This window comes from Aquibacillus koreensis (assembly GCF_025154055.1).
Classification (GTDB): Bacteria; Bacillota; Bacilli; order Bacillales; family Amphibacillaceae; genus Aquibacillus_C; species Aquibacillus_C koreensis.
The window spans coordinates 43,076-56,824 of the sequence record NZ_JAOALK010000062.1; the positions used below are offsets into that span (position 1 = coordinate 43,076).

A 13,749-nucleotide genomic window follows, 5' to 3' on the forward strand; every position below is an offset into this window, starting at 1 on the left:
ATAAATTATTTTTCCGTTTCCACTTCTTCATCTGCTTGGAACATACTTCCATTTCCAAATCCAGATTCTTTTCCAGGTAAAACTAAGTTTAGAACGATACCAATAATGGTTGCTAGGGCCATACCTGCTACTTCAATAGTAACTCCAGCAACGTTCACACGTACAAGTGCTCCACCAATTCCGATAACTAAGATAACTGATGAGACAATCAAATTACGCTTTTCTCCAAGATCTACCTGGTTGTCAATCAACATTCTTAATCCACTTGATGCAATGATACCGAATAGCAGGATTGATACGCCGCCCATTACAGCTGTAGGTATCGAAGCGATAACTTCAGTAATAATTCCAATAAATCCGAATGAAATCGCCAAGACCGCTGCACCACCAATAACGAATACACTGAACACACGCGTAATTGCTAGAACCCCGATATTCTCACCATATGTTGTATTTGGTGGCCCACCTAATACAGAGGCGATCATCGTTGCAACACCATCACCAAGGATTGAACGGTGTAAACCTGGTTTTTTAATAAAATTGCGACCAGCTACCTTAGATAAAACCATTTGATCCCCAATATGTTCTGCGATTGTAACGGCAGCTACCGGTACCATGATTGCAGCGATATTCAAACTCAGGACCTCAAACGGTGCGTAATGTACAAACGGAAGAACAAAATCAGGCATTAAGAAGATTGATCCAAATAAGTCCCCAACAGAACCTGCATTTGCAATTTTATCCCATGCTGCACTTACACCTGATGTATCTACAATTCCTGCAAACAAGCTAATAATATATCCTGAAACAATACCGATTAAAATAGGTATGAGTCCAAAGAAACCTTTAAAGAATAACGAACCGATAATGGTTATAGCAAGTGTTGCAATTGCGATAGCGAAATGCTTTCCGCTATAAGATCCGTCAACATTCATTGCCATATCAATCGCTGTTGGCGCAAGCCCTAAACCGATTACGATAATTACTGGTCCAACAACTATTGGTGGTAAGACTTTCATTAACCAGTCAAGTCCAAAAGCACCAATTAGTAATGCTAAAAGCCCATAAACTAAACCTGCTAAAAAGCTACCAACCATAACCCCAGGAACACCACTGGCTTCAGTGGCAACGATTATCGGTGTGATGAACGCAAAGCTTGAGCCAAGGTAAGCTGGTATTTTCCCTTTTGTAATTAATAGATAAGCTAGAGTACCTGTACCACTTGATACTAAAGCTACTGCAGGGGAAAGACCTGTTAAAAACGGTACTAAAATTGTTGCGCCAAACATTGCGAATAAGTGCTGTATGCTAAAAATAATCCATTTAGATAATTTTGGTACTTCGTTTACATCCATAACCATATTTTTTGCTGTCATTGTATTTCCTCCTCTGGTTTATCCTCTAATACTATTATCTCTTTCTTTCCAAATAAAAAACCTCTTTGCATGGTTGCAAAGAGGTAGACGTGTAGATTCATAGATTATACACGTATCCTATTTAAGCAACCTTGCAAGCCTCTCTGGACTTAATTAAAGGTTCTGTTATTATTTTTCAAATATACTAACTTGATCTTGCTCGTCTGTTTCGCCTAACTCAACGACAACAACCTCTTCTTGAGAAGTTGGAATGTTTTTACCAATGTAATCTGCACGTATTGGCAATTCTCGATGGCCGCGATCTACTAATACTGCTAATTGGATTTGCGACGGTCTTCCTTGGTCCATAATTGCGTCCATTCCAGCCCTTACAGTTCGACCAGTGTATAATACGTCATCGACAAGAATTATCTTCTTGCCTGAGATATTATCATCAATTCTTGCTTCTTTGATTGTTGGTTCAAGCGTGTTCTCTACATGTGATAAATCATCTCGATATAGGGTAATATCAATTTCTCCTATCGGGATGTTAACACCTTCAATTTCAGCAATTTTGTCTCTTAGCCTATTTGCTAAAGGAATTCCTCGTGTCTTAATCCCAACCAACATTAATCCGTCTACACCTTTGTTCTTCTCAAGGATTTCGTGAGCAATTCGTGTCAGAGCTCTTCTTATTGCTGAAGCATCTAGTACGGTTGCTTTTTTGTTCATTGCTCTTTCTCCCTTCTAAGAAAGCAAGCTGTTACCCCATTAAAAAACCCCTTTTTTCCGCGTGGAAAAAAGGGGTTGGACATACGAATACCTATGTGTCTCATCCGGTTCCTTTTCAGCCTCACGGGACTGTTCTTAAAGGGTCATATTAAACTTTCTATTAATAATTATTCCAAAAAATCGACAATATGTCAACTCATCTTTTCTAATTTCTCTAATAAATTTTCAAAATCCTCTGGTGGTGCCACTTCGAACTCCATCCATTCCCCTGTAGTTGGATGTTCAAAACCAAGCACAGTAGCATGAAGCGCTTGTCCATCAAACTCTAATGTTTTTCTCGGACCATACTTTGGATCACCAACCAAAGGGAACCCAATATACTGCATGTGCACCCTGATTTGATGCGTTCGACCTGTTTCGAGCACACACTTTACGTGCGTGAAATCATTCTCAAAACGTTTAATCACTTCAAAATGGGTTACTGCGTGCTTTCCTCCATCCACTACAGCCATCTTCTGCCTATCCTTAGGATCCCTGCCTAATGGAGCATCTATCGTGCCAACTTCGTGAGAAATGGTACCATGAACAATTGCTTCATAGGATCGTTTCACCGTTTTTTCTTTTAATTGATCTACTAAAGAAACGTGTGCTTTATCATTTTTTGCTACCATTAATAGTCCACTCGTATCCATATCAATACGATGTACAATCCCAGGCCTTAAGATACCATTGATTCCAGATAGGTCGTTGCAGTGGTACATCAAAGCATTGACAAGTGTCCCGCTACCATGACCAGCGGATGGATGGACAACCATCCCCCTTGGTTTATTGACAACGAGTACATCACTGTCTTCATAAATAATATCTAAAGGAATATTCTCTGGTATAACATCTAACACTTCTGGTTCTGGAATTTCCCAGGTAATGGTAGCACCTTTTTGACACTTATAATTACTCTTTATCGGCTCATCATCTACTTTTACCAATTGGTCTTTTATCCAGGATTGTACCTGTGATCTAGATGCATCCTCATTTAAACTTGCTAATACTTTGTCAATTCGCATGCCTTGTTCTTCTGGTTGAATTGTATGTGATAGCACTGTCATGCTTTTGATCTTCCTTTCTTTTTCTCGTCCAGGATTGTCGCAATTATTACGAGCCCAACTCCAACTACTAGCGCAGAGTCTGCGATGTTAAAGATAGGAAAGTCATAATTAAAAATGATGAAATCAAAAAAGTCTACAACTTCTTTTCGGAATAGACGATCAATAAAATTACCAATTGCTCCGCCTAATATAATTGCAAGTGCCCATCCCATTAATGCACTTTCTTTCGCGAATTTTCTTATATAATAAATAACGATAACAATGACGATCGAAGTTATTATGTAGAAAAAAAACATTTGTCCGGCTAAAATCCCCCATGCTGCACCTGTATTGCGGTGTGATGTAAGATTGAAAAATCCTTCTATTACTGTGATACTTTCACCTAATTTCATAGATGAAACAACCCACCATTTTGTTAATTGATCAATAATGATTACAACTAATGCAATTATGAAATATTGCATGCATCTTCCCCCGTTCTTTATCTTTCTACATTCTATAGCATTTTATCACAAAAGTAGGACCAATTGGAAACACCATTATGTTAAAGTCCTTATTTCTTTATCTAATCAATATAAAAACTTTATTTATTTCGAAGTAGATCCATACTGTGCAGTAATTAAAGATGATAATACTGCTCTACCGTTCCGGAAATACACTAGCATATTGGATATATACAATATAAAGATAAGTTCATTAGCGGTTTTTAATTACTTTACTTAATTCACTAATTAATACATATACAAGATGCAGTTACTAGCGTAACAAGTGAAATTGGCGACACTCCTGCGGGAACAGCACGAGCCGAAGATCCACTCAGGAGCGCACTTTGGGCCTGCGGTTACTCGGCCCACCAAAACATCTGCTCCTGAGTTAGCTGAGGCCGTGCCCGCAAGAGGAATCTGCACTTAGAAAAATCCGGGTTCTGGGATTTTTCGTGATTCCTCCTCGGAAAGGGAGCCAATTTCACTTGTGAAGCGGGTCGAGGAATTGCTGCGCAGTATATGAATTCTACGTCATACAATTACTTTATTAGAGACATAAAAAATCAACTACCTCGTAAGGTAGTTGATTTTAGATTATTCTACATCCGCATAATGTTCTTTTACAATATCTGCACAACGGGTACATAATTCAGGATATACTTCGTCCTGACCAACTGTATCCGATGCGACCCAGCAACGCTCACAAGTTTCGCCTGTATGTTTTTCTACATGAACATGAACATGTTCATATTCTTTTGCATCAGTGTGATTTTCAACAACTTGCGCTTCTGAAACGATTAATAACTGGTGTAAGTGTTCCATGTTGTTCAATAATGCTTTTGTCTTTTCATCTTTGGCAACAAGTGAAATAGATGCTTCTAATGATTTACCAATTACTTTCTCAGCACGTGCTTCTTCTAAGGCTTTTAGAATGTCGTCTCTTACATCCATAAAGTGATCCCATTTGGCTTTTAGTTCCTCTTTGCCTGCAATTTCTTTTGGTTCCGGCATATCTGTTAGTTGCACATGTGTTTCCTCTACACCTGGGATATGGCTCCATACTTCTTCTGTCGTATGGGTCAAAATTGGAGATAGTAGTTTCACAAGTGCTGTAACAATCTCATAGTACACCGTTTGAAGACTGCGACGTCTTACGTTATCTTCACCTTCAATGTACAGTACATCTTTAGCGAAATCTAAATAGAAAGAACTTAGATCAATTGAACAGAAGTTATGCACATTATGGTAGATCGTAGAAAATTCATAGTGATCATAAGCATAACGAACCTTTTCAATTAATTCTTGTAATCGCATTAACATATAACGATCTACTTCTTGCAAGTCTTGATCAGCAACTGTATGTTGTTTTGGAACGAAATCATGAAGGTTACCTAGCATAAATCGGAACGTATTACGGATTTTTCGATACCCTTCTGATGTTTGTTTAATGATGTCATCCGAAATTCTAACGTCTGCTTGGTAATCTACAGATGCTACCCACAATCGTAAAATATCGGCTCCATACTGTTTCATAATTTTTGACGGTACAACAACATTTCCAACTGATTTACTCATCTTACGTCCTTTACCATCAAGTGCAAAACCGTGGCTAATAATTGTTTCATAAGGAGCTTTTCCTGTTACTGCAACAGCAGTAGATAAGGATGAATTAAACCAACCTCTATATTGGTCAGACCCCTCTAGATAAACATCAGCTGGACGTTTAAGCTCAGGACGTTCAACTAAGACACCTTGGTGTGATGAGCCTGAATCAAACCAAACATCCATAATATCTGTCTCTTTTGTAAACGTACCATTCGGACTATGTTCAGATGTGTACCCTTCAGGCAACAAATCTTTAGCATCCCATTCAAACCAGATATTTGATCCATGCTCACGGAACAACTTAGACACATGGCTAATTGTTTCATCTGTGATAATAGGTGTACGATCCTCCCCGTAGAATACCGGAATTGGAACACCCCAAGTGCGTTGACGAGAAATACACCAATCTTCACGATCACGTACCATATTATAAAGACGAGTTTCACCCCATTTTGGATACCAATTAATGCGGTTAATCTCTGCTAAAATTTCTTCTCTAAATTGCTTAATCGAAGCAAACCACTGATTGGTCGCACGATAAATTGTTGGCTTCTTTGTTCTCCAGTCATGCGCATAAGAGTGCGTAATAAATTCTAACTTTAATAATGCACCAACCTCTTCTAACTTTTGTGTAATTTCTTTATTGGCAGCATCATAAAACATGCCTTCAAACCCTGGAGCTTCATCGGTAAAGTTACCTTTTTCGTCAACAGGGCAAAGTACTTCTAGGCCATATTGCTTTCCAACTAAGAAGTCTTCTTCCCCGTGACCTGGCGCTGTATGAACAAGCCCAGTACCACTTTCCGTTGTTACATGCTCACCAAGAATAATTAATGAATCACGCTCATAGAATGGATGTTTCGCAACTAAACGATCCGCTTCCTTACCGTTAAAGGTCTTAACTACCTCTGCATTTTCCCACTCTAGAATCTCACTAACTTTTGCTAACATTTCGTGTGCGATAATATACTTAACTTCGCCAACCTTCACAACTGCATATTCTAACTCTGGGTGTAGAGAAATTGCTAAGTTAGCTGGAATGGTCCATGGTGTTGTTGTCCAGATGATGAATTTTTCATCACCATCAAGTAGATCTTTACCATCTTTCACATCAAATGTGACATAGATAGATGCTGAACGTTTATCCATGTATTCAATTTCAGCTTCAGCAAGGGCTGATTCAGATGATGGAGACCAATAAACAGGCTTCAATCCTTTATAGATATAGCCTTTTTTAGCCATCTCTCCAAATACTTCAATTTGTGCAGCTTCGTAATCTTTGTTCAACGTGATATAAGGGTTTTCCCAATCACCGCGTACACCTAATTGTTTAAACTGTGTACGTTGATTATCAATTTGCTTTAATGCATATTCCGCACATTTTTGTCTAAATTCAGCTACTGTCATCTTTTTACGATCTACTTTTTTCTTTGCTAATGCTGACTCAATCGGTAAACCATGCGTATCCCATCCCGGTACATATGGTGCATGGAAACCTGCCATTGATTTATAACGTACAATAAAGTCTTTCAAAACCTTATTTAGCGCATGCCCCATATGGATATCACCGTTCGCATATGGTGGTCCATCATGTAATACAAAAAGAGGTTTACCTTCTGTTCTTTTTTGAACTTGCTCGTAAATCTTTTGTTCATCCCATTCCTCTTGCATTTTTGGTTCTTTATTTGGCAAATTACCACGCATTGGAAATTCTGTTTTTGGCATTAGCAGGGTTTGTTTAAAATCCATTTTATGTCCTCCTTTATTTCTTCTAAGATATGATTAACTATTACAAATTCAAGGTGCAATAGTATTTTGTGGAACAAAAAAAGCCCTTCACATCCCAAAAAGGGACGAGAAAGACTCGCGGTACCACCCTTCATAGATTACTTAAAACTAAAATGTAATCCACTCATGATTCGTAACGTGAATAAAACGTCCATTTCTACTAAGCAATTGCTTTTCGAATGGATACTTAAGGGTGATTTTCCAATCATAAACTGTACTAGGCTCCCACCATCCCTAGCTCGCTTTACCAGCTATTATCATTGTACTATCCCTTGCATTGTATTTCGTCATCATATAATTAGTTTCAACATCACTTTATGTTAATGAATTATATGTAAAACTGTTGAAAACGTCAAGTTTAATAATTATTTTCTACCTTTTCTACAGATTCATTTCTGTACTCGTCTATTTCGGTATCGAACAACCCATCCCAATCATCATTTTCAATAAGATCCAGTTGAGCTTCTACAAGCATTTTTAATCTAGTACGGAAAACTTTCGCCTGTTTTTTTAACTCTTCTACTTCAATAGAAATACGGCGAGACTTTTGTAATGCTTCGTTAATGATACGGTCAGCATTCTTTTCAGCTTCTTTTATGATCAGTTTGGATTCTTTTTGTGCGTTACCTTTTACTTCTTCTGCAGTTTCTTGCGCGATTAGAATAGATTTATTTAGCGTCGATTCTATGTTAGAAAAATGTCCTAACTTTTCATTTAACGTCTCGACTCTTTCTTTCAGTTCTTTGTTATCACGAATAACTAATTCATAATCCTTAATAACTTGATCTAAAAATTCATTTACCTCGTCTTCATCGTAACCTCGAAATCCTCGCGTAAACTCTTTATTATGAATATCCAGTGGTGTTAATGGCACAATGGCCACCTCCTTAAAGAAGTAATTTTCGATAATTGTAGTATTCAAAAGTTTCGACATAAATAATGAAAATCCTGCAAAAAATATAAATTATTTTAGTTTTTCGAATGTTATTTTCCATTTTTCTTTCTTAGAGAGGCCATGAATATCCGATAATTTAGCCCTACCTTTACCTCTTAATGAAAGAAGATCCCCTTCCTCTAATACAAAAGCTGGACTGTCAACAACACGAAAATTAACTTTTACTAGTCCCTTCTGAATAGATGCTGCCGCAATTTGTCTCGAAACATTATACATTTCTTTGACAACCACATCTAGTCTCAAAGAAGAAACAGTAGTATGACTAGATATCCATTCATCATTCTTTTCCATTATAGACGAAAAGGGCTTTTCTTCAAATGTAATTTGTGCATTTTTTATATGTGTTAGGTTCATCTTTATAAAAGGCTCTATCTCAGAAGCAACAATCACTTGGATCACCCCATTGTCCACGTATAAGTCTCCTAATTTTTTTCTTTTAATACCTAATGATAAAATGGCTCCAAGTACATCTCGATGTGATAATGAAATAAATTTAGTAGGATATGTACCCTCTAGTAATGTAATTTCAAAACGATTTTCTTCAAGCAATTCATAATAAGGTGCTAGAACTGCACGCTTTCTTTCTGCAGTTTCTCCCCCACCAACAAGATTCCAAGTGAATTCTGGATTATTACCGATAATCGTCTTAAAAATCTTTTGTTCCCTCGGGTCTAAGAAATCGCTAAGCTTCACTTGAAAGTTTCTTTCCACCTGATCTTTCCAAGACAAGACTTGGTCAATAAATGGATGCTCTTCTTTTCTAAAATGTTGATAAATATCCAATCTGATCACCTGTTCATTTATATTTAGTTGGAATACTAAAAAACTTGGCTGAACGCCAAGTTTCTCCATGCTTATAAATAAATACTTTTAACTTTTACATCAAAATTTGAAAGAACAATACCTGCAAACCGTCTACGGCAAATCTTAAAACCAATATTGCAACAATTGGAGATATATCAATCATTCCAAGTGGAGGGATGATTTTTCTAAAAGGTTCTAGGTATGGTTCACAAATACTAGATAAAAAACGCCCAAAGCTAGATTCTTTCGCACCAGGAAACCATGACATTAATATGTATGCAATTAATGCAAAACTATATATTTGCACTGCCATTGCCAGTATATTAAACAATTGTACCATGTTGTATTACCACCTTTTTTCAGTTTCTTCTTGTATTAGCATATCCGATATCGTGCCAGATACATCCACATTCTCAGGAGTGCATAAAAATGTTTGTGATCCTAATTTTTGCATTTGGCCAGATACAGCATAAATCGTGCCGCTTAAAAAGTCTATCATTTGTCTTGCGTCCCCGTGCTCTGCACGTTGTAAGTTTATAATAACAGATTTCCGATTGATAATTTGATCGGCAATTTCTTGTACTTCATTAAATGATTTAGGTTCGCAAAGGACTACTTTTGAAGAAGATTGAACAGACTTTAAACTTACGACATTTTGTTGACGCCTCTCTTTTCTTGTCTCAACAGTCGCTACCTCTGGTTCTTCTTCAATATATTCGTATTCATCATCAACAGAAAAAAATGTTTTTATTTTATTCTTAATGCTCATTTCTTCACCCTCTATCTACATCGAACCTACTAATTTAGATCCGATTCTTATGTGTGTAGCACCTTCTTCAATTGCGATTCTATAATCATTACTCATACCCATAGATAAATAATTGCAAGGAGCATGCTCCATTTTCTTTTCTTTTATTTCATCACGTAACAATCTAAGTGTCCGAAAACTATTACGAATGATATTTTCATCTTCTACAAATGGTGCCATCGTCATTAAACCAACCACTCTAATTTGATTAAAGTCTTGCAGTTGCTCAATAAAAGTATGTACTTCTTTCGAATCCAAACCATGCTTTGAATCTTCCCCACTCACATTTACTTGGACAAAACAGGAAATTGTTTTTGTTGCGCGTTTGTTAATTTCTTTTGCTAGAGATTTTCTGTCAAGAGAGTGTATATAGTCGATCTTATCAATCAAGTCTTTCACTTTTCTTGATTGTAAAGAACCGATAAAGTGCCATTTAACTTCATTCGAAGACAACGCATTATATTTCTCCATAAAACCTTCTAATCGATTTTCACCTAGTTGATGAACACCAGCATCAATTAGTTGCATTGCTCGTTCAATTGTAACATACTTTGTCACTCCAATGATGTTGACCTCTTTTGGATTTCTGTTGACTCGTTGACAAACTTCAAGTATATCTTGCTGAATAGACTGCAAATTAGCTTGTACATCCAATGGTAGTGCTCCTCCTTATTATACCTTATATCCTACAAATCCTAACATTCTCCCAGTTAACCCTTGGTCTCTACGATGAGAGAAAAACATTTGATCTTCATAAGTGCAATATTGACTTACAGCTATATTTTTTTCTTCTAACCCAAGGTCCATTAATATATCTTTATTTAATTGACGAAGATCAAGTAAATAATGACCGTTCGTTTTTCGTGTAACAACGTTCGGTTTGTATGAGTCTGGTATATGATCTATAACATTTTTATCTACTTCATATGCATGCTTACCTATACACGGGCCAATAACAACCATAACATCTCTCAGATGTGAACCTTGTTCTACCAAAGAATTAATCACTTGCACAACGATTTGGTTAACTGTCCCTCTCCACCCTGCATGAGCAATTCCTATCCAACCAGTCTTAGGATCAAAGAAGTAAACTGGAACACAATCAGCAAACATAGCTGTACATAACAACCCTTTTTCGTTAGTGATTAAGCCGTCCACGCCGGATATGGAGTCGATTTGGTTCTTGGCACCCCTACCAGCATCCTGATCACTTACAATAGCAACAGAAGTGCCATGTGTTTGTTGTCCCATCACCCATTTTTCGAGGGGGATTTGTAATTGCCGAGAAATTATTTGTCTATTTACCAATACATCTTCATGATTATCAGGCACATGAAAGCCAAGATTCATAGAACGGAATGGTGCACTACTAACTCCCCCATGTCTAGTAGTAATACCTGCAATTAATTGCTCATTCAACTTGGTCCATTCATTTATTATAAGTAAGTCACGTTCATCTGCTTTTTCAAAAGGTTCCATGCATGAATCTCCTCTTTATTTTCCACTATTTTAACACAAAATTCGGCTTAATTCCTGCCAAGATCTTATTTTACTTGAGGATCTTGATATCCAGAGAAGAGTCTAGGGTGGTCAGCCTTTTTCACAAGGATCACATCTGACCCAATTGTTACAATATTTTCCCATGGTATCGTTATTTCCTCTTCTTTGCCGAATAAACCCATCATCTTACCTTTTGCTCCTATAATTAAATAAATAATCTTACCTTTATCCACATCAATTTCAAGGTCTGTAATATTACCTAGCTTTCTTCCATCTTCAATCATTATAATATCTTTAATCTGTAAGTCAGAAAGAGTTATCATACAATCACCGCCTTTATATTACTATATGCATAAAGGTTTGTATATTTCTTAATTATAAAAATTCCTAATCGAAATTCATCTCTTCCAATTAAAATAATAACTAAAGGAAAAGGCTGAGCTTTTGCATATGTGATATAAAATGCGAAGTAACTATAGCAGCTGGTAATCTATGGTCGGTTTTGGCGGCTATGAGATCCGTTATTTGTCCGAAATCTTCGTTTATATTATTTTAGCGGCTACCAGATCCCTTATTCGCCCTGATTTCATTGATTACGTGGGCAATTTGCTAAAATAGCGTACTGTATAGCCGCTTAGATTTTAAATTGGCATAAAATAGGAAAATAAGGGCTCTCATAGCCGCTCAGGTGTCTAAGGAAATCTTGGCGGTCATGAGATCCGTTATTTGGCTATTATTTAATATTACTAAATTTTCGAGGTCACCAGATCCATTATTTGCCCTAATTTTATTTATTTTGATGGCATATTGTTAAAATTGTGTACTGTACGACCGCTCAGATTCAAAATTGGCCAACAACAGGAAAATAAGGTACCTCATGACTGCTTGCGTTGTATTCACGCATTACCCTTGGTGTGTTACGACGCACACTATGGACACAGTGTAATAAAACAAAAAAAGCCTTAAAAGGCTTTTTTTGTTTTATTCGAACATCTCTTTATTCATTTCTTGGATAGCTGCTTTTTCTAGACGAGAAACTTGCGCTTGAGAAATTCCTATCTCTTCCGCTACCTCCATTTGTGTTTTTCCTTGGAAGAAGCGCTTATTCAGAATCATTTTTTCTCTTTCATTTAGACGGTGCATACCTTCTTTTAAAGATAATTTATCAAGCCAATCTGAATCTTTGTCGTTTTCATCACTCAATTGGTCCATAACGAAAATCGGATCTCCACCGTCATTATAAATAGGTTCAAATAACGATACAGGGTCCTGAATAGCATCCATTGCAAAAACTATATCTGAATGGGGAACACCCATTTCTTTTGCTATTTCCATCGGTGTAGGATCCTTTGACGTTTTACTAATTAATCTTTCTCTAACTTGTAATGCTTTGTATGCTATGTCTCTTAAGGAGCGAGAAACTCTTATAGGATTGTTGTCTCTTAAGTACCTTCTTATTTCCCCAATAATCATAGGGACTGCATAAGTTGAGAATTTAACATTTTGGCCTAAATCAAAATTATCAATTGACTTCATTAGTCCGATACAACCAACTTGAAACAAATCGTCCCCATACTCACCACGATTGTTAAAACGTTGAATAACACTTAGAACTAAACGCAAATTGCCATTAACTAATGTTTCTCTAGCAGCAATGTCACCATCTTGCATTTGTTTAAACAACTTTCTCATTTCATCGTTTTTTAATACAGGTAATTTAGAGGTATCTACTCCACAAATCTCTACTTTATGTCTTGTCATTTTCTACCCTCCTGGTTGGAGATGCTATTCATGGAACAGTATCACCACCATGGAGGGTTTTTATGCAGAAGACTTATTCACTTACATCGATTAAAAATGATCTAAGTATTGATATGTGAAGGGTTAAACCATTTTATTAAATTCTTTTTTTAATCGACGAATGATCTTCTTCTCTAAACGAGAAATATAGGACTGAGAAATGCCTAACATATCAGCTACATCCTTTTGAGTCTTTTCTTCATCTCCTATAAGACCAAATCGCAATTCCATAATTTGTTTTTCACGATCATTTAGTTGCTCTAGAGCTTTTCTCAACAAGTTTTTGTCTACGTTTGCTTCTATATCTTTTATGGTAATGTCATCATCGGTGCCTAGCACATCAGATAACAATAATTCATTACCATCCCAATCAATATTTAATGGCTCATCAAAAGATATTTCAGATTTTGTTTTGTTGTTTTTTCTAAGATACATTAGAATTTCATTTTCAATACATCTAGAAGCATATGTTGCTAGCTTGATCTTCTTTTCTGGATTAAAAGTATTAATTGCTTTAATAAGGCCGATGGTTCCAATACTTATTAAGTCCTCAATGTTAATTCCAGTATTTTCAAACTTTCGAGCAATATAAACAACTAATCTAAGATTTCTTTCTATTAGCATAGCTCTTGCTGCTTTATCTCCAACTGGTAGCCGCTTCAGTAGTTCTGCCTCTTCTTCCTTCGATAATGGTGGAGGTAAAGCTTCATTACCACCTATGTAATATATTTCATCTGTTTTCAAACCTAACTTTATTAAAACCTTGTACCACCATAATTGAAACTTTAACTTCCATTTGCTCATCTGTTAT

At 36.5% G+C, this 13,749-nt stretch carries 14 protein-coding genes and 1 other annotated feature; all 14 genes read right to left on the bottom strand.

Going from position 1 to position 13,749, the window contains the following annotated elements:
- Nucleotides 1-5: 5 nt before the first annotated feature.
- The 14 genes from NYQ66_RS20045 to sigE all read right to left on the bottom strand — a co-directional run bounded on the left by NYQ66_RS20045 (nucleotide 6) and on the right by sigE (nucleotide 13,742).
- Nucleotides 6-1,376, bottom strand: coding sequence for a solute carrier family 23 protein (locus tag NYQ66_RS20045; RefSeq protein WP_259872101.1), 1,371 nt, complete (start codon nucleotides 1,374-1,376; stop codon nucleotides 6-8).
- A 168-nt stretch (nucleotides 1,377-1,544) separates the two neighbouring features.
- Nucleotides 1,545-2,087, bottom strand: coding sequence for a bifunctional pyr operon transcriptional regulator/uracil phosphoribosyltransferase PyrR (pyrR, locus tag NYQ66_RS20050; protein WP_259872104.1), 543 nt, complete (start codon nucleotides 2,085-2,087; stop codon nucleotides 1,545-1,547).
- Between the two features lie 191 nt (nucleotides 2,088-2,278).
- The gene (locus NYQ66_RS20055) at nucleotides 2,279-3,193 is read right to left on the bottom strand and encodes an RluA family pseudouridine synthase (protein WP_259872105.1); all 915 of its coding nucleotides are present in this window, start codon (nucleotides 3,191-3,193) and stop codon (nucleotides 2,279-2,281) included.
- Entirely contained in the window at nucleotides 3,190-3,657 is a 468-nt protein-coding gene (gene lspA, locus NYQ66_RS20060; RefSeq protein ID WP_259872106.1) for a signal peptidase II, read from the bottom strand. The genes NYQ66_RS20055 and lspA overlap by 4 nt, the downstream gene beginning before the upstream one ends.
- Before the next feature lie 615 nt (nucleotides 3,658-4,272).
- The gene (gene ileS / locus NYQ66_RS20065) at nucleotides 4,273-7,032 is read right to left on the bottom strand and encodes an isoleucine--tRNA ligase (protein ID WP_259872108.1); all 2,760 of its coding nucleotides are present in this window, start codon (nucleotides 7,030-7,032) and stop codon (nucleotides 4,273-4,275) included.
- 97 nt (nucleotides 7,033-7,129) lie between these two features.
- Nucleotides 7,130-7,358 (bottom strand) — a binding site (T-box leader).
- Nucleotides 7,359-7,429: 71 nt separating this feature from the next.
- Nucleotides 7,430-7,945 (bottom strand): DivIVA domain-containing protein, encoded by a 516-nt coding sequence (locus NYQ66_RS20070; RefSeq protein WP_259872110.1) that lies wholly within the window; start codon nucleotides 7,943-7,945, stop codon nucleotides 7,430-7,432.
- A 90-nt stretch (nucleotides 7,946-8,035) separates the two neighbouring features.
- On the bottom strand, nucleotides 8,036-8,818 hold the full coding sequence (locus NYQ66_RS20075) for a YlmH family RNA-binding protein (RefSeq protein WP_311202043.1): 783 nt from the start codon (nucleotides 8,816-8,818) through the stop codon (nucleotides 8,036-8,038).
- 85 nt (nucleotides 8,819-8,903) lie between these two features.
- Nucleotides 8,904-9,170, bottom strand: coding sequence for a YggT family protein (locus NYQ66_RS20080; RefSeq protein ID WP_259872115.1), 267 nt, complete (start codon nucleotides 9,168-9,170; stop codon nucleotides 8,904-8,906).
- A 6-nt stretch (nucleotides 9,171-9,176) separates the two neighbouring features.
- Nucleotides 9,177-9,599, bottom strand: a complete 423-nt coding sequence (locus NYQ66_RS20085; protein ID WP_259872116.1) for a cell division protein SepF — start codon at nucleotides 9,597-9,599, stop codon at nucleotides 9,177-9,179.
- A gap of 15 nt (nucleotides 9,600-9,614) precedes the next feature.
- The gene (locus NYQ66_RS20090; RefSeq protein WP_259872119.1) at nucleotides 9,615-10,292 is read right to left on the bottom strand and encodes a YggS family pyridoxal phosphate-dependent enzyme; all 678 of its coding nucleotides are present in this window, start codon (nucleotides 10,290-10,292) and stop codon (nucleotides 9,615-9,617) included.
- An 18-nt stretch (nucleotides 10,293-10,310) separates the two neighbouring features.
- The gene (gene pgeF, locus NYQ66_RS20095; protein ID WP_259872121.1) at nucleotides 10,311-11,117 is read right to left on the bottom strand and encodes a peptidoglycan editing factor PgeF; all 807 of its coding nucleotides are present in this window, start codon (nucleotides 11,115-11,117) and stop codon (nucleotides 10,311-10,313) included.
- Nucleotides 11,118-11,182: 65 nt separating this feature from the next.
- Entirely contained in the window at nucleotides 11,183-11,461 is a 279-nt protein-coding gene (locus tag NYQ66_RS20100; protein WP_259872124.1) for a YlmC/YmxH family sporulation protein, read from the bottom strand.
- A gap of 658 nt (nucleotides 11,462-12,119) precedes the next feature.
- Nucleotides 12,120-12,899: an RNA polymerase sporulation sigma factor SigG gene (gene sigG, locus NYQ66_RS20105; protein ID WP_259872126.1), complete on the bottom strand. Its 780-nt coding sequence runs from the start codon at nucleotides 12,897-12,899 to the stop codon at nucleotides 12,120-12,122.
- A gap of 123 nt (nucleotides 12,900-13,022) precedes the next feature.
- The gene (gene sigE, locus NYQ66_RS20110) at nucleotides 13,023-13,742 is read right to left on the bottom strand and encodes an RNA polymerase sporulation sigma factor SigE (RefSeq protein WP_259872129.1); all 720 of its coding nucleotides are present in this window, start codon (nucleotides 13,740-13,742) and stop codon (nucleotides 13,023-13,025) included.
- Nucleotides 13,743-13,749: the final 7 nt, after the last annotated feature.